Raw genomic sequence first — 16812 nt, 5'->3', positions numbered from 1 at the left:
GTACCGCGACACTCGCGGAACCGGGACCCGGAAGTTCCGTCGATCCTTCGCCGACGTGTCCGAAGCCTGTCGGCCTCGGGGTTTTCTCGTCGGGTCGGGGATCGTTTGTCACTGGTTCGTATCGAAGTAATACGAAAGTGTACGTTTTCTGAACGATCAGCGCCTACGCATGCGTGGGCAAATTCCTACATAAACATTGTTTTGTTTCGACTACCGAGCGCGGAAATACAACAAAGTCACGCTTTCGAGACAGGAGGACCCGGAAATGCGTTGACCGCGCAATGGAAACGCACGCGCGATGCGCGTGGCGGTGCCCGCCCCGGCAGCGGGACGGACCGTCGTCGTCGATGGCGCCGGGACGCCGGGTCCCGGGGGACTCAGTCCAGCTTGGCGTCGGCCGCCTCGACCAGCGCCTTCCAGATCGGCATGTCGTGGCGGTAGTTGCGCTGGAACTCCTGCGGACTGTTGAACAGCGCCATGAAGCCGGCGCCGACGATGCGCTCCTGCACCTTGGGATCCCGGGCGATCTCGCGCAGGTGGCCGTACAGCGCGTCGACGACGTCCCGGGGCGTGCCCGCCGGCGCGCCCATGGCGATCCAGCCGAAGATCGCATAGGCGTCGTCGGTCACGCCCTGCTCGTGGATGGTGGGCACCTGCGGCAGGATCTGCATGCGCTCCAGGCCCGTGACGCCGATGGCCCGGAGCCGGCCCGACTCGATGAAGGGCTTGGTGTTGAGCGCGCTGGAGAAGCAGAACTGCAGCTGCCCGCCGATCAGGTCCTGGATCATGGGCGCCTCGCCCTTGTAGGCCGAGTGGGTCATGTCCGCGCCCGTGGTCTTGCTCATGTAGGCGCCCGCCAGGTGCGCGTACGAGCCGGTGCCCCAGGACCCATAGGACAGCTTGCCCTTGTTGGCGCGGGCGTGGGCCAGCAGTTCCTTCATGTCCCTGGCCGGCACGGACGGGTGCACCACCAGCGTCACCGGCGCCGCCGCGATCTGCGAGACCAGCGCCAGGTCCTTCTGCGGGTCGTAGGGCAGCTTGGTGTAGAGGAACTGGTTGATCAGCATCGACGTGCTCAGCGACACCAGCAGCGTGTGGCCGTCCGGCGCCGCCTTGGCCACCGCGTCGGTGCCCAGGATGCCGGCCGCGCCGCCCTTGTTGTCCACCACCACCGGTTGGCCGATGCGCTGCGACAGCGCCTCGCCGACGGTGCGCGCGATGATGTCCGTGGCGCCGCCGGCGTTGAAGGGCACCACCAGCCGGATCGGCTTGGCCGGCCACGCGGTCCTGGCCGTCTGCGCGTGCGCCGCGCCCAGCAGGCCGCCGCCCAGTGCGGCCAGGCCCTGCAGCAGGGTGCGGCGATCGATCTTCGAGGGATGCATGTTCGTCTCCGTGCGGGTTCTTCGGGGGTTCAGTCGTTCGGCAGCGTCAGCACGCCCCGGGCCTTGAGGGCGGCCAGCTGCTCGTCGCTCATCGACAGCAGTTGCTGCAGCACCTCGCGCGTGCCCTCGCCCAGGGTCGGCGGCGCGTTGCGAATCGGCAGGCGCCGGCCGTCCAGGCGGTAGGGCGGCGCGAACACCGGCGTGGTGCCGACCACCGGGTGCGGCATGTCCTGCACCAGCTCGCCGCGGCGCGTGCGCTCGCTCGTCAGCGCCTCGTGCAGACCGGCGACGCGGCCGCAGGGGATGCCGGCGGCCGTCAGGCGTTCGAGCAGCAGGTCGCGCGGGAAGGTGCGGATGAGCGCCGCCAGCATCGGGCCCAGCGCCAGCCGGTTCGCGGCGCGCTGGACGTTGGTGGCATAGCGCGGGTCCTCGACGATGTCGGGCCGCTCGACGACCTGGCGGCAGAACTTGTCGAACTGGGCGTTGTTGCCCACGGCGATGATGAGCGGACCGTCGGCGGCCTCGAACATGCCGTAGGGCACGATGGACGGATGGGCGTTGCCGTAGCGCTCGGGGTCGTGGCCGAGCTGCAGGGCGTCGAGCCCGTAGTAGCCGGTGATCATCAGCCCGCAGTCGTAGAGCGCCATCTCGATGAGCCGGCCCTGCCCGGTCTTCTCGCGCCGGTACAGCGCCGCCAGCACGGCCTGGGCCGCGTACATGCCGGTCATCAGGTCGACCACCGCGACGCCGAACTTCAGCGGCGGCGTGCCGGCCACGCCGTTGAGCGCCATCAGCCCGGCCTCGCCCTGGATCACCAGGTCGTAGCCGGGGCGCTTGGCCTCCGGGCCGCTCGCGTCGTAGCCGGCGACGGCGCAGTAGATCAGGCCGGGCTTGAGCGCCTTGAGCTGCTCGTAGCCCAGGCCCAGCTTCTCGGCGCCGCCGGTCTTGAAGTTGTGGATCACCACGTCGCACAGCGGCAGCAGTTCGCGCACGATCTCCAGCCCCTCGGGGGTCTGCAGGTCGATGGTCACGGACCGCTTGTTGCGGTTCATGCTGTTGTAGTAGGTGGTCTCGGTCCTGCCGATGCGCAGGCCCCAGTCGCGCGTGTCGTCGCCGCGGCCGGGGTGCTCCACCTTGATCACCTCGGCACCGAAGTCGGCCAGCACCTGGCCGCACAGCGGTCCCGCGAACACGCGCGAGAGGTCCAGCACGCGCACGCCTTCGAGAGGCAGATCCATCATGTCGTCGTTCGAGCCTGTCATTGGCCGTGTCTCCTTGTTCCTGGCGAAAGCCGCTCGGCATAGTGTGGCAGCGGCGACCACCGGCGACGGCGCCGCGCTATCCCGCAGTTGACACGCCCGGCCGCCGTTCGGCCTCAGGCTCCGGGACCCCACCCCCCACTCTTTCCGGAAGGCTTCTTCATGGACACCACCGCATCCTCCCCCCCGGGCACGGCGCCCGCCGGCCTGCGCGACCTCGTCAGCCCCGAGGAATGGCGCACGCGCGTCGACCTCGCCGCCGCCTACCGCCTGGTCGCCCTGTTCGGCTGGGACGACCTGGTCTTCACCCACATCACGGCCAAGGTCCCGGGCACGCCGCACTTCCTCATCAATCCGTACGGCGCGATGTTCGAGGAGATCACGGCCTCCAGCCTGGTCAAGATCGACATCGACGGCCGCCAGGTGCCGCCGCTGTCGGACGCCGAGGTCAATCCCGCCGGCTTCGTCATCCACAGTTGCATCCACGCCGCCCGGGACGACGCCCACTGCGTGCTGCACACGCACTCCCTCAACGGCGTCGCCGTCTCGGCCCAGAAGGGCGGCCTGCTGCCGATCTCGCAGTTCGCGATGACGGTGCTGCTGTCCCTGTCGTACCACGACTACGAGGGCTTCGCGGTCGACGACGACGAGAAGCCGCGCCTGGTGCGCGACCTCGGGTCCTCGCAGCACCTGATGCTGCGCAGCCACGGCCTGCTCACGGTCGGGCGCTCGGTCGCCGAGGCCTTCATCGCCATGCATCGCTTCGAGGCCTCGTGCATGGCGCAGATCCGCGCGCAGTCGGGCGGCGGCGAACTGATCCAAATTCCCGAAAGCGTGCTGGGTCGCGCGAGGGAGCAGCTGGTGAAGGTGCGCAACGGACGCGGCGCCGACCTGGTCTGGCCCGGCCTGCTGCGCCGGCTCGACCGCCAGATGCCCGGCTACGACGCCTGAGGCGCGTCCGCCATCGCCCCGCCCCGCTCCCGCCGGAAGACCTCCTCCATCTCGCGCCGGAAGGCGATGGCCGGGTTCGAGGCGTCGATCGCGACGTCGGACCAGCGCACCGGCCGGCCGGCCGCCACCGCCCGCGTCAGCACGATGCCGTGCGCCAGACCGATGGGCAGCGCGCCGTCGCGCAGCGAATCGGCCGCCGGCATCAGCTTGCCGTAGACCATGTACCCGCCCTCGCCGTCGAGCTTCTCGCCGACCTTCAGATCGCGCTTGGCCGTGGCCGCCACGTCGCCGATGAAGTCGCCGGTCGCCCCGGTCGACTCGCCGCGCAGCGCGACGTTCGCCACCGAGATGCCCAGTTCCAGCCCGATCAGGTGGTAGGGCTTGTACATGGAGGCGTAGACGCCGCTGGCGTCGGTCTTCAGCCCGTACTGCGCGAAGCAGTCGCGCACGTAGTCGGTCGCCGCCTTGAAGGTCACGTAGACGCCCCAGCGCAGGTCGCGGAAGACCGGCCGGCCGTCGCGCTCCAGCGACGACACCACCTCCACCGTGCCGCCGTGCGCGAGGATGCCGCCGTCGCTCGCGGGCTTGAGGAGGTCCGGCAGGTCGTCGACGCCGCAGGGCGGGAAGGCCAGGCCGCCGGGCGCCGGGCGCAGGCCGGTGCCGTTGGCCACCGCCGCCATCTCCAGGGCCGACTTGGTGCCGTCGAGGAAGGAATTGAACATCTGGGCGTTGAAGTCGCCGCCGGCGACCTGCGCCTCGGAGAAACCGTAGTGGCCCCAGACTGTGTCGGGCGTGGACCGGTGGTAGACCGGCAGGTACTTGGTGCCCTTGCCGGCGCACACCACCTCCAGCCCGGCGGTGCGCGCCCAGTCGACCAGCTCGGCGATCAGCGCCGGCTGGTCGCCGTAGGCCATCGAGTAGACGATGCCGGCCTCCTTCGCGCGGCGCGCCAGCAACGGGCCGGCCAGGGTGTCGGCCTCGACGTTGACCATGACGACGTGCTTGCGGTGCGCGCAGCACAGGAGCGCATGGCGGATGCCGGCCGAGGGGCTGCCGGTGGCGTCGATCACGATGTCGAGCTCGGGCTGCGAGATCAGCGCCTCCGCGTCGTCCTGCACGAAGGTCGAGCCCTCGCGCAGGGCCTGGGCCCACGAGCGGGCGCCGGAGCGCGCCTCGCTCCAGCCGACGCGCCGCAGCGACGCCTGCGCCCGCGCGGGCGACAGGTCGGCGATGCCCAGCAGGTGCAGCCCCGGCGTGCGCGGCACCTGCGACAGGAACATCGAGCCGAACTTGCCGGCGCCGATGAGCCCGACGCGCACCGGGCGGCCGGCCTCGGCCCGTCCCTCGAGCTGCTGGAACAGGGTGGACATGGAAATCGTCTCCTTCTGGGTCGTTGCGTGGCGGATGGCGGCCCCCGGCCACCGGCCCGCCATTGGAGGAGCGGCCCGGGGGTGTCGTCATCCGCAGATTCCCGGGGTGGCTGTCGCCCACGTTCCTCGGTCGTCAGGACGTGGCGGGCACGATGCTCACGCCGCTGCCGGCGAGCGACAGCACCGCGCGGCTGCCCACGGCCAGCGGCCGCGACACCTCCGGCGACACCACGAACACCGCCCCGATGTCGGTCTCGAAACCGTACTCGTAGACGCTCCCGAGATAGGCGGCCTTGCGCAGCAGCGCCGGCAGGCCCGGCACGCCGGCGCCGTCCGACGCGTCGGACGACGCGATGCGCCAGGCCTCCGGCCGCACGGCGACCTTCACGGCGCCGGCGGGCCCCGCGTGCCGCCGCGCCAGCACCAGCGGTCCCAGGCGCACCCGCCCCTCGCCGTCCGCCGTGGCCGGAAAGACCGTTGCCTCGCCCATGAAACCGGCGACGAACTCGCTCTCGGGCTGGGCGTAGAGCTGCGCAGGCGTGCCGCGCTGGGCGATCACGCCGTGGTCCATCACGATGATCTGGTCGCTGACGGCCAGCGCCTCGGCCTGGTCGTGCGTGACGTAGGCCACCGTGAGCTGCAGGCGCTGCTGCAGGGCGCGGATCTCCTCGCGCATCTCGCGGCGCAGCCGCGCGTCGAGGTTGGACAGCGGCTCGTCGAACAGCAGCACCGCCGGCTCCAGCACCAGCGCGCGCGCCAGGGCCACGCGCTGCTGCTGGCCGCCGGAGAGTTCGGAGGGCATGCGGTCGTCGAAGCCCTTCAGGCCCACGCCGTGCAGCGCGTCGCGCGCCCGGTCGCGCGCGGCGGCCCTGGCGACGCCGCTCATGCGCAGGCCGTAGCCCACGTTCTCGATCACGCTCAGGTGCGGGAAGAGCGCGTAGCTCTGGAACATCATGCTGACGTTGCGCTCGGCCGGGCCGAGCGTGGTGACGTCGCGCCCGCCCATCAGGATCGTTCCGGAGGTCGGCGCCTCGAGCCCGGCGATCATGCGCAGGGTGGTCGTCTTGCCGCAGCCCGAGGGCCCCAGGATGGTGGTGAGCGTGCCCTGCGGCACCTCGAAGCTGATGCCCGCGACCGCCAGCGGCGCCGAGGCGTCCGTGCCGTAGCGCTTGGTGACGTTGCGGAATTCGATGCCGTTGCTCATGGATGCCGGGACCGGTAGGGTTTCAGTGGACGGGCGCCGTCGAAGGCGCGATCGATGCGGCGGTGGTCCTGCGGCGGCCCAGCTTGCGCTCGCCCACGACCCACTGGATCAGCCCGATGACCAGCGCCATCAGGCCCATGAGCACCGTGCAGTACGCCAGGGCGACGCCGTAGTCGCCGTTGCCCACGCGGCCGATGATGTAGGTGGTGGCGAGTTCGTTCTCCGCGCTGACCAGGAAGATCACCGCGCTCACGGTCGTCATGGCGCGCACGAAGCTGTAGACCAGCGCGGCCACCAGCGCCGGCTTGAGCAGCGGCAGCACGATCCTGAACAGCGTCTGCGCGGTGGAGGCGCGCAGCATCAGCGAGGCCTCGTCGAGCGAGCGGTCGAGCTGCTTGAAGGCCGCCGTGCCGGCGCGCACGCCCACCGGCAGGTTGCGGAACATGAAGCACAGCACGATCACCAGGCCGGTGCCGGTCAGTTCGAGCGGCGGCACGTTGAAGGCCAGGATGTAGCTCACGCCCAGCACCGTGCCGGGGATGGCGAAGGCCAGCAGCGCCGCGAACTCGAACGCGCCGCGCCCCTTGAACTCGTTGCGCGCCAGCAGCCAGGCGATGAGCAGGCCGAGCGCGGCCGTGATCGGCGCCGAGATGCCGGCGAGCTTGAGCGTGGTGATCAGCGAACTCCAGGCCGTGCCGGCCCACACCAGCCCGAAGTCGCCCCATTCCAGCGCGAACGCGGTGTGGAAGTGGCGCAGCGTGGGCGAGTAGTCGCGGCCCCAGGTCTGCACGAAGCCGCCGGCGAAGGCGAACAGGTAGACCACCAGCGTGAAGACGATCCAGGGGAACGCCACCGCCTGGACCGTGCGGCGCACGCCCGCGGGCAACGCCATCGGGATGCCGGCGTCGCCCTTGCCGCTCACGGTGGTGTAGCTGCGCCGGCCCAGCAGCCCGCGCTGCAGCGCGAAGACGCCGAGCGCGAAGAAGGTCAGGATCCAGGCCAGCGAGGCGGCGCGGCCCTGGTCGTACTGCGCGCCGACGATGGCGAAGAAGATGTCGGTCGAGAGCACCGGGTACTGGCCGCCCACCACGATCGGATTGCCGAAGTCGGCCACGCTCTCGATGAAGCCGACCAGGAAGGCGTTGGCCAGCCCCGGCTTGAGCAGCGGCAGCGTCACCGTGCGGAAGGCGCGGGCACGGTCGGCGCGCAGCATCTGCGCGGCCTCCTCCAGGCTCGGCGCGACGCCCTGCACCACCCCGCGCATGATCATGAAGGCGATCGGCGTGAAGGCGAACAGTTGCGCCACGAAGATGCCCGGCAGGCCGTAGAACCAGCGCGTGGGCGCCATGCCGAACACCGCCTCCAATGCCTGGTTGACCACGCCGGCGCGGCCGAACAGCAGGATCAGGCCCAGCCCGACGACGAAGGGCGGCGTGATGATCGGCAGCAGCGCCAGCACGCGCAGCGGCCGCTGCCAGCGCCGATGCCCGCGCTCGGCCATCAGCGCCATCAGCGTGCCCAGGAAGGTGGTGCCGGCCGCCGTCAGCAGCGCCAGCGCGAGCGTGTTCCAGGCCACCCCGCAGGTGCCCCCGCCGGCGACGCAGCCCAGACCCCAGATGCGCTCGGTCGCGATGCGCGCGCCGAACGCCGCCAGCGACCAGCGGCCGTCCTCGTCGACGAAGGCGCCGGCCAGGGCCTTGCCCACCGGGTAGGCGATGAACAGCGCCATCAGCGCGCCGCAGGCGACCACCGCGCCCGAGACGAACAGGTCGCCGCGGAAGAACCCGAGCCGAGCCAGGCCGAAGGCGCCCAGCAGCAGCAGCGCCGCGACCGTCACCGCCCCGCCGGCGCCGATGCCGAACTGCGCGACGCCCAGCTCGCCGAAGGCGCGTTCCAGCCAGGCGGCGCTCCAGCCCCTGGCGCCGATCGCGAAGCCGCCCGCCACCAGCGCCGCGGCGCCGCCGAAACCGCCGGCGAGCAGCCAGCGGCCCTGCGCCCGGCCCGCCGGCCGCGTGGCGCCGATGCTCGCCAGCACCAGTCCGGCGAGTGCGGCGAACAGCCAGCGTCGGCCCTGGACGAGGGCCTGCATCAGGCCGTCGGCGCCCTCGCCGGCGCCGAAGACCCGCGGCAGCGCCGCCAGCCAGCCCGCGTCCTGCACGGCGTACCACGGCAGCAGCAGGAAACCCGCCCAGCCCACGGCGACGGCGGCCCCGATGGCCGCGTTCGGTCCGCGCGTCATGCCGGCCTCAGCGCGGCAGCGAGTTGACTTCCTTCTCCCAGCGCGCGATCAGGCGCCGGCGCTCGGCGCTGGCGCCGTACCTGGCGTAGTCGTAGTTGATCATCTTGATGGCCTTGAAGTCCGGCACGTTGGGATCGACCGCCGTGGCCTTGTTGGAGGGCAGCTGGTACTGCTTGCTGGCCGCGCCGAAGGTCTGGGCGGCGGGCGTCAGCGCCCATTCGTAGAACTTCTTCGCCTGCTCCAGGTTGCGCGATCCCTTGACGATGCTCATGGAGCCGATCTCCGCGCCGGTGCCCTCGGCGGGCGTGACGGTGGCGATGGGAAAGCCCTGCATCCGCTCCTGCGGCGCGTCGTGCACGAAGCTGATCGACACCGCCGTCTCGCCGCGCGCCACGGCCTTGATCGGGCCGGTGCCCGAGCGCGTGTACTGGCCGACGTTCCGGTGCAGCGCCTTGAGGTAGTCGAAGGCCTTGTCCTCGCCCATCAGCTGCACCAGCGTGGCGATCATGGTGTAGGCGGTGCCGCTGGAGGCCGGGTTGGCGACCTGGATCTCGCCCTTGTACTCGGGCTTGAGCAGGTCGGCCCAGCTGCGCGGCACGGGCAGCTTCTTCTTCTGCAGCAGTTCGGTGTTGTAGGCGAAGCCGAGCGGGCCGAGGTAGATGCCCACCGTGCGGTAGTTCGATTGACGGGCCTGGTCCTGCGCCCAGGGATGGAGCTGCGGCAGCGTGGGCGAGCGGTATTCGGTCGACAGGCCGAGTTCCGCCGCCTGCAGGTGCGGGTCGCCCGTGCCGCCGAACCAGATGTCGGTCTTGGGGTTCTCCTTCTCGGCGATGAGCTGGGCCAGGGCCTCGCCCGAGCCCTTGAGCGACAGGTTGATCTTCACGCCCGTGGAGCGCGCGTAGACGGTGCTGATCATGTTGCACCAGTCGGCCTGGACCGAGCAGATGACGTTCACCTGCTGCGCCGACGCGACGCCCGACAGGCCCGCGAGCACCAGCGCTCCCCAAATCTTCTTCATGTCACACGGCTTTCATCAAAAAGTAGTACGTCCATCCAGGCCGGGCGCGAGGATAGCGTCGTTCACAGGGTGCGAACATCGGGTCTTCCACCCGCCCCGCCCGCCCGGGCGCTCCGCCATCGACCAGGGATTCCAGACACCATGACCATGCCGACCCGCCCCCCCATCGGCCGCGACACGCGCCTGTGCATGTCGCTCGCCGCGCGACCCGGCAACTTCGGCTCGCGCTTCCACAACCGGCTCTACGCGCTGCTCGGCCTGGACTACGTCTACAAGGCCTTCACCACCACCGACCTGGCCGGCGCCGTCGGCGGCATCCGGGCCCTGGGCATCCGGGGCTGCGCGGTGTCGATGCCGTTCAAGGAGGCCGTGATCCCGATGCTCGACGGCCTGGACGCCTCGGCCGCGGCGATCGACAGCGTCAACACCATCGTCAACGACGACGGGCGGCTCACCGGCCACAACACCGACTACGTCGCCGTGCGCCGGTTGCTCGCGACGCACGGCGTGGCGCCCTCGACGCCGTTCCTGCTGCGCGGTTCGGGCGGCATGGCCAAGGCGGTCGTGGCCGCGCTGCGCGACGCCGGCTTCCGCGACGGCCGGATCGTGGCGCGCAACGAGGCCGCCGGCCGGGCGCTGGCGCGGCGCTACGGCTACGAATGGCGACCGTCCCTCGACGACGACGCCGCGGCGCCCTTGCTGGTGAACGTGACGCCGCTGGGCATGGCCGGCGCCGACGCCGACGCGCTGGCCTTTCCCGCCGCCTGCATCGCCCGGTGCGAGCGAGCCTTCGACGTCGTCGCGTTGCCGGAGGAGACGCCATTCCTGGCGGCCGCGCGCGCGGTCGGCAAACCCGTGATCACGGGCGCGGAGGTCGCCGTCATCCAGGCGCTGGAACAGTTCACGCTCTACACCGGCATCGCGCCCAGCGCCGGGCAGGTCGCCGACGCCGCGCGGTTCGCACGCGGGTAGGAGCGATCCGGCCGCATCCGCGATGCGCGCGACGACGCGCAAGTCATCGGGTCAATTCCTGACACGCCGAGGGCGCCAAAAGCCACGGTACAAGCCGCGCCGTTCCTGAGGATGATGACCTTGGCATTCAGCCACGGCCTCTATTCATTCGTCTTCTTTCCGGACCCGCCATGGACAACAACAAGCCTAACACCCCGCCCGCCTCCAACAACACCGCCAACGCGTTCAACGACGCGTCGAAGGAGCCGCGCACGCCCGCCACGTCCTCGTCGGCCGAGATCCGCAAGGACGTCGACCGCGCCACCGGCAAGGTCGCCGACACGGCCCAGGACGCGAAGGACACGGCCAAGGACGTCAAGGACCAGGCCGTCGACAAGGCCAAGGACGTCAAGGACGACGTCGCCGACACCGCCAAGGACGTCGCCGACAAGGCGAAGGACGTCAAGGACCAGGTCGCGGACAAGGCCGAGGACGTGAAGGACAAGGCCGTCGACAAGGCGCAGGAAGTCAAGGGCGAGATCGTCGAAGGCGCCCAGAACGTCAAGGAGAAGGCCGCCGAGGTCGTGGACGACGCCAAGGAGACCGTCTCGCGCGTCGCCGACAAGGTGCAGAAGTCCGGCGGCAAGGCGATCGAAGCCACCCGCACCTACGCCAGCCAGGCCGTCAACGCCACCGGCCGCAAGGTGCGCGACGTGCAGGACCGCTTCGACGACGCCCGGCAGACCGCCAGCGACTACATCCACGAGGACCCGGTGCGCGCCGTGACCTACGCGGCCATCGGCAGCGCCGTCCTCACGGCCGCCGTGATCGCCTTCTTCCAGCAGCGCCGCTGAACCCCGCCGGCGCGACGCGCCAGCGATGAGTGAATTCAGGCGCCGAGCACGGCCTCGGCCGTCGGCGCGCCGGCCGACTGCGCCGGCTTCGGTGCGTGCGCGTGGCACGAGCGCAGGAAAGCCTCGGGCGCCATCGGCCGTCCGTGCAGCCAGCCCTGCTGGGACGGGCATCCGTGCTGGGCCAGGAACATCGCCTGCTCGGGCGTCTCGACGCCCTCGGCGACCACGTGCAACCCCAGGTGGGAACCCATCGACAGGATCGAGCAGACGATGCCGGCGCTGGCGACGTCGTTGGGCAGTCCGACGATGAAACTGCGATCGATCTTGATCTCGCGCAGCGGCAGCTGGCGCAGGTAGCCCAGGCTCGAGAAGCCGGTACCGAAGTCGTCGATCGAGAAACGCACGCCCAGCGCGACGAGTTCGCGCAGGCGCTCCGTGACGTGGGCGACGTCGGTGATCAACAGCCCTTCGGTGATCTCCAGGATCAGGCCGTCGGCCGGCGCTTGGTTCGACGACAGCGCCTCGCGCACCTGCGCCACGAAGTCCGGATGGTTGAACTGCACCGGGCTGATGTTGATCGCCAGGGTCTGGGCGCCGCCGCGTCGGCGCAGGTCCACCAGGATGCGGCAGCCCGCGTGAAGCACCCAGATGCCCAGCTCGACGATCGCGCCGCAGGACTCGGCCAGCGGAATGAACTGGTCGGGCGGCACCAGGCCGCGCTCGGGATGGCGCCAGCGCAGCAGCGCCTCGCCGCCGATGACGGCGCCCCAGCGGTCGACCTGCGGCTGCACGTGCAGGAACAGCTGGGGCGATCCGATCGCCCCGCGCAGATCCTCCTCCAGCGCGAGCCGGTCGTGGAAGCCGGCCATCATGGCCTGCTCGAAGACCACCAGGCCGCTGCGGCCGACGGTCTTCGAGCGGCGCAGCGCGAGCTGGGCCTCGCGCAGCACGACCAGGCCGTCGACGGTGCGCGCGTCGATCAGGCTGGCGCCGGCGCTGGCGTGGATCGCGAGCGTGCAGGTGCTCAGGTGGAACGGCTCCGAGAGGCTGCCGAGCAGCTTCTGCGACACGCCCTCGGCCACGCGCCGGGCCGCGTCCTCGCCCTTGCCGTCCGAGGCCACGAGCGCCACGAACTCGTCGCCGCCGGTGCGCGCGATCACGTCCTCGCGGCGCAGCACCGCCTGGAAACGGCGCGCCACCTCGCACAGCACCTCGTCGCCGATGTGCGCGCCGTGGGCCACGTTGAGCAGCTTGAACTGGTCGATGTCCAGGCAGATCACGGCCACCGGATCGGCCCCGGCGAGAACCCGCGCATGCGAGGCCGCGAGCTGCTCGACCAGTTCGCGCCGGTCGCACAGTCCGGTGAGCACGTCGCGCTGCCGGCCCGGCGCGGTGGGCGGCACCGGCGCGCCGGCCTGCGACGGCGGCGCGGCGACGCTCGCCGCGCCGCCCGTCTCGGCGATCACGAAGCCGCCCTTGCCGGACTGCTTGACCGCGTACATGGCGGCATCGGCGGCGTGGATCAGCGTTTTGGAATTGGCCGCGTGCAGCGGATAGCTCGCCACCCCGACGCTGGCGCCGACCCGGGCGTGCTCGCCGTTGGGCAGGGCGAAGGCGATGCGGAAGCTCTCGATGAGCCGGCCCGCCAGTTCGCCCACGCTCGGGTCGGTGGCCTCGACGCCGACGATCATCACCACCAGCTCGTCGCCGCCCAGGCGGCCGACGATGTCGCAGGGTCGGTGGAACAGGGTGCGCAGGCGCTGCGCCGCCTCCACCAGCACCGCGTCGCCGGCGGCGTGGCCCCAGCGGTCGTTGACGCCCTTGAAGCCGTCGAGGTCGATGAACATGAGCGTGACCGCGCCCTCGTCGCGGCGCGCGGTGTAGACGTGCTGGCCGAGCGACGACTCGATGAAGGCGCGGCTCTTGAGGCCGGTCAGCGCGTCGTGCTCGGCGCGGTGCTGCGCGGCGTGCTCCTGCACCTTGCGCTGCGTGATGTCGTAGAGCACGCCCTCGACGCGCTGCGCGCCGCGGGCCGCGTCCGTCAGCACCGACACCATGCAGTGCGCCCACAGCGTGCTGCCGTCGCCGCGCACCAGCTCCAGGTCGGCCGCCTCGGGCTGGGCCGAGGCCCGCGCCTGCTCCACCAGCCGCGACAGGCGCGAGGGCAGCACGAACACCGTGCCGGCGAAGTCGTTCATGCGCCCGGGCTCGAGCTGGTCGGCCGGCAGGCCCAGCAGCCGGCTCAGGGCCGGGTTGGCCTGCAGCAGCTCGCCGGCCTCCGACAGGATGAAGATGCCGGCGCTGGTCGAGTCGAAGATCCCGCGGTAGCGCGCCTCCAGCGCCGCGATCTCGTCGCGCATGGCGCGCTCGCGCTCCAGGGCCTGCTGCTGCAGTTCGAGCAGCCGGTTGGCCGCCGCCGTCACGATGCCGACCTCGTCGTGCGCGTGCCGGGGCGCGATCGCCAGGCGCTCCGACGTGCCCGGCTCGAGCCGCTCCAGCGCCGCCGCCAGCCGGTGCATGGGGCGCGACAGCAGCCGGCTCGCCAGGACGTTGAAGACCGCCAGCACGCCCGCCAGCAGCACGATCAGGGCCGCCACCAGCAGGCTCGCCTGCCGGCGCGCCTCGGCCGCGAGCCGGGTCGTGTCCAGCCACACCCGCAGGCGACCCACGGTCTCGGCGGGATTGAAGGGCGAGGCCAGGGTCGATTCGAACGACGGCGCACCGGCCGCCCTGGCGATGGTGGCGGCATCGCCCGCGTTCGCCGCGCCGTCGGCCGCCGCCATCGACTGGCCCACGCCGTCGAGCACGCTCACCCGCGAGACCGACGGATGGTGGGCCAGCCCCTCGACCAGCTCGCGCAGCAGCACGTCGTCGCGCGCGTACGCGCCCACGGCCACGGTCTGCTCCACGGCGGCGACGATGGCGCGGACCGAGGTCTCGCCGGTCTGCATGTAGTGCGATCGGGCGCTGTGGTAGACCACCGTGGCGACGGCCGCCGCCAGGAGGGCGGAGATGCCGAAGACGACGGTTCTGAAGCGGGCGTGGAGGCTGCGACTGGGCATGGGAAGAAGCGGAGGGGCGTGGGAGGCGGCTCAGGGCAGGCGCAGCACCACGCGCACCGAGCCGTCCTGGGGCTCGCGCGTGAGGTAGCCGATGGCCGTGGGATCGGCGCGCAGGCGCTGGACCACCGCGAGGTCGTCCTCGACGGTGCGCGGCGGCTGCACCTGGCCGGTGAAGTGCAGCCGGGCCCAGTAGCTGTTGATGCGGGCGATGTCCATGCCGGTGAGCGCGAGGTAGAAGTCCGCCCGCGCCGCGCCGTCGTGCTGCTGGTCGATCGGCGTGGCGGCCTCGCCGCCGGGCAGCGTGCGGGTGCGGCCGGTGTAGAGCGCCAGCACGTCCTTCTGCGCCACGGCGCGCACCGGGCTCTGGGCCGAGACGACCACGTAGAGGGCATCGGCCGCCAGCGCCGCGTCCGGCGACCAGGCCAGTGCCAGCGACAGGGCCGTCATGCCTCGGATGCAGCGGGAAAGGACGCCGTTCATCATTGCCCCCACACGAAGTCGACCAGCACCGACACCAGCGTGCCGCGGGCGCCCTGCGCGTCGGAGGAACGCCAGCTGGCCCCGCCGAAGGGACGCACGTTGAAGCGATCGACCTGCAGCTTCAGGGCGGCATCGGGCCGGAAGTCCCAGCGCAGCCCGGCGCCGACGGTGCTCTGGTCGAAGCGGTAGTTCAGGCCGGCCCCCGTGGCGTAGCCGGCCAGCACCTGGGCCTGCCGGGCGCCCGCCGGCCCCAGGAACGGCGCGAGCGGACGGACCAGGTCCGGCTCGACGAGCATCTCCTGATCGGGCCTGACGCGCCCCAGCACCCCGTAGTAGGTGATCGAACCGCGGCGGTAGCCGGCGCTCGCGTAGGCGCGCTTGCCGTTGAGCGGACTGCGCGGGACCCGCAGCTGGCTGCCCTCGGCGATGAAGGTCCACGGCCCGGTGTCGTACTGCGCCGCCAGGGCCCAGTAGCTGGCGAGGCCGCCGGTCCAGACGTTCTGTTCGAGGCGGTCGAGCGTGCCGGCGAGTCCCGGCACGGGCAGGGCCCGCAGCTGGCCGAGCCCGTCGCGCAGCTGGTCGGCGCCGTTGCCGGTGTCGATCTGGAACTGGCTGCGCAGGTAGCTGGCCTTCAGCAGCAGCCCGCCCTGCTCGCGCGACAGGCCCAGCGCCCAGGTGTTGCGTCCCTGCACCTGCAGGCGCCGTCCGTCCGTCGTGGTCACGCCGGTGCGCACCGAGCCGCCGGAAGCCCGGGCGCGCCAGGTCGAATCGCCGGCGAACCAGCGCTGCTCCAGGTCGGCGCCGTCGATCGACACCAGCGGCGCGAAGCCGTAGAAGTCCACCGGCGGGCGCGCCCACGGCAACGCGAAGCCGACGTTGCGGCTGTCGGCGAACAGGAAGATGTCCGGGTTGACGCGGCCGATGCGCAGGCGCGTGTCGGGCTGCAGCCGGTAGCCGAGATAGGCCCAGTCGATGTTCTCGGCCAGGGGGGCCCCGGCCGGCTTGGACTGCAGGACGCCCTGGATGCCGGCTTCCCATCGCGTGCCCGGGTTCCAGTTCAGCTGCAGACCGAGCCGCGTGTCGGGCGTGGCGCTGATGCGCGTGTCCGCGCCGCGCTGCGTGGTGTTGCGCGCGAAACCCCAGCCGTTGCCGCCCGACTGCCCGACCAGTCCCACCGTGCCGAAGCCGCTCACCTTCCACGGCGAGTCGGGCACGGCCTGGGACTGGATCGGCGGTTGGGGTCGGGGTTCGAATTGGGATTGGGACCGGGCGGGCGTCGCCGTCGCCAGAACCGACAGGACGAGCGGCAGCCACGGCCGCGGAAACCGCAGCGCGCGCGGGAAAAGAACCTGGGATGAGTGCATGTCGATCGAGAAGCCGCGCGTGCGCGATACCTTCACTGTTCGGCACGCCGTCCGGAAAGTTGAGCGCCCGCCGACGCCGCGAAGCGAAATATTTCCGGTATTCGCCGGACTTTTGCATCGCGCCCCGAAGCCGGGCGCCGCGTCCGGATGCCCGCGGATCGAGTGAGCCTTCACTGCCGTTCCGACGGCGACGGAATGAATTGCGCCGACCGGTCGATTTCGACGGATCGCGGCCCGCCCATGAATTAGAAATGCTGCGTCCACGAAATCATTCATTCGATCCGTGGGGTCAAATATTCCATCCGGAGGGAATTGGAAATTCAATTGATTGACTACTTTCCGCCTCTTTGGGAACTAAAAGAGTTCAACCTAAAGTGGCAGTTCTTTCAATTGAAAATGTGCCGTTCGCCATACATCGGCCTAAACCGCACGCTCGTCGGTGCGTAGGACTTCACGCTTCTTCATGTAGGACGTCATCCCGTGACAATCGGGTCACTGTCTTACACATGGGGTTTAAAATTGACTAAAGTTCTCAAAAGTGCACGTTTCGGCGTCCTTGTTGCGCTGGCGGGCTGTGCAGCCTCTCCCACCTGGGCGGCCGATCTGTTGCAGCTGACGGTGCAGGGCAAGTCCTTCACGCTGACCTCGGCGACCACCGTAAGCTACGGGGCCAATAAC

Annotated in this window: 12 protein-coding genes; 3 read left to right on the top strand and 9 right to left on the bottom strand. The window is 71.0% G+C overall.

All coding sequences use genetic code 11. The features are described 5' to 3' along the window. Window positions 1-377: 377 nt before the first annotated feature. Complete coding sequence (locus ABID77_RS21890; protein WP_429600533.1) at window positions 378-1382, bottom strand: Bug family tripartite tricarboxylate transporter substrate binding protein; 1005 nt, start codon at window positions 1380-1382, stop codon at window positions 378-380. 29 nt (window positions 1383-1411) lie between these two features. After that, complete coding sequence (locus ABID77_RS21885; RefSeq protein ID WP_429600531.1) at window positions 1412-2644, bottom strand: CaiB/BaiF CoA transferase family protein; 1233 nt, start codon at window positions 2642-2644, stop codon at window positions 1412-1414. A 159-nt stretch (window positions 2645-2803) separates the two neighbouring features. Between ABID77_RS21885 and ABID77_RS21880 the strand changes: the two genes are divergently transcribed. Next, entirely contained in the window at window positions 2804-3592 is a 789-nt protein-coding gene (locus ABID77_RS21880; RefSeq protein WP_429600529.1) for a class II aldolase/adducin family protein, read from the top strand. Here the strand turns inward: ABID77_RS21880 and ABID77_RS21875 are convergent. The 4 genes from ABID77_RS21875 to ABID77_RS21860 form a co-directional block, all read right to left on the bottom strand. After that, window positions 3580-4962, bottom strand: a complete 1383-nt coding sequence (locus ABID77_RS21875; protein ID WP_429600528.1) for an NAD(P)H-dependent oxidoreductase — start codon at window positions 4960-4962, stop codon at window positions 3580-3582. The genes ABID77_RS21880 and ABID77_RS21875 overlap by 13 nt on opposite strands. A gap of 133 nt (window positions 4963-5095) precedes the next feature. Then, the gene (locus tag ABID77_RS21870; RefSeq protein WP_429600526.1) at window positions 5096-6166 is read right to left on the bottom strand and encodes an ABC transporter ATP-binding protein; all 1071 of its coding nucleotides are present in this window, start codon (window positions 6164-6166) and stop codon (window positions 5096-5098) included. Between the two features lie 22 nt (window positions 6167-6188). Beyond that, window positions 6189-8405 (bottom strand): ABC transporter permease, encoded by a 2217-nt coding sequence (locus ABID77_RS21865; RefSeq protein ID WP_429600525.1) that lies wholly within the window; start codon window positions 8403-8405, stop codon window positions 6189-6191. 7 nt (window positions 8406-8412) lie between these two features. Then, the gene (locus ABID77_RS21860; RefSeq protein WP_429600523.1) at window positions 8413-9423 is read right to left on the bottom strand and encodes an ABC transporter substrate-binding protein; all 1011 of its coding nucleotides are present in this window, start codon (window positions 9421-9423) and stop codon (window positions 8413-8415) included. A gap of 147 nt (window positions 9424-9570) precedes the next feature. Here ABID77_RS21860 and ABID77_RS21855 point away from each other — a divergent pair, with 147 nt between their 5' ends. Together ABID77_RS21855 and ABID77_RS21850 are read left to right on the top strand one after the other, a co-directional pair. Then, window positions 9571-10395 (top strand): shikimate 5-dehydrogenase, encoded by an 825-nt coding sequence (locus ABID77_RS21855; RefSeq protein ID WP_429600521.1) that lies wholly within the window; start codon window positions 9571-9573, stop codon window positions 10393-10395. A gap of 170 nt (window positions 10396-10565) precedes the next feature. Continuing rightward, entirely contained in the window at window positions 10566-11228 is a 663-nt protein-coding gene (locus tag ABID77_RS21850; RefSeq protein ID WP_429600520.1) for a hypothetical protein, read from the top strand. Window positions 11229-11263: 35 nt separating this feature from the next. On the opposite strand, the gene ABID77_RS21845 is transcribed toward ABID77_RS21850, so the two are convergent. Genes ABID77_RS21845 through ABID77_RS21835 form a run of 3 tightly spaced genes read right to left on the bottom strand, consistent with a single transcriptional unit; the run spans window position 11264 to window position 15984 of the window. Beyond that, the gene (locus ABID77_RS21845) at window positions 11264-14290 is read right to left on the bottom strand and encodes a diguanylate cyclase domain-containing protein (RefSeq protein ID WP_429600518.1); all 3027 of its coding nucleotides are present in this window, start codon (window positions 14288-14290) and stop codon (window positions 11264-11266) included. A 30-nt stretch (window positions 14291-14320) separates the two neighbouring features. Next, entirely contained in the window at window positions 14321-14737 is a 417-nt protein-coding gene (locus tag ABID77_RS21840) for a hypothetical protein (protein ID WP_429600516.1), read from the bottom strand. Window positions 14738-14769: 32 nt separating this feature from the next. After that, window positions 14770-15984: a hypothetical protein gene (locus ABID77_RS21835; protein WP_429600514.1), complete on the bottom strand. Its 1215-nt coding sequence runs from the start codon at window positions 15982-15984 to the stop codon at window positions 14770-14772. Window positions 15985-16812: the final 828 nt, after the last annotated feature.

It is taken from the genome of Variovorax sp. PvP013 (genome assembly GCF_050435945.1).
GTDB lineage: Bacteria > Pseudomonadota > Gammaproteobacteria > Burkholderiales > Burkholderiaceae_C > Variovorax.
The sequence above is the reverse complement of the archived record's forward strand: the minus strand, read 5'-3'. Positions and strand labels throughout refer to the sequence as shown.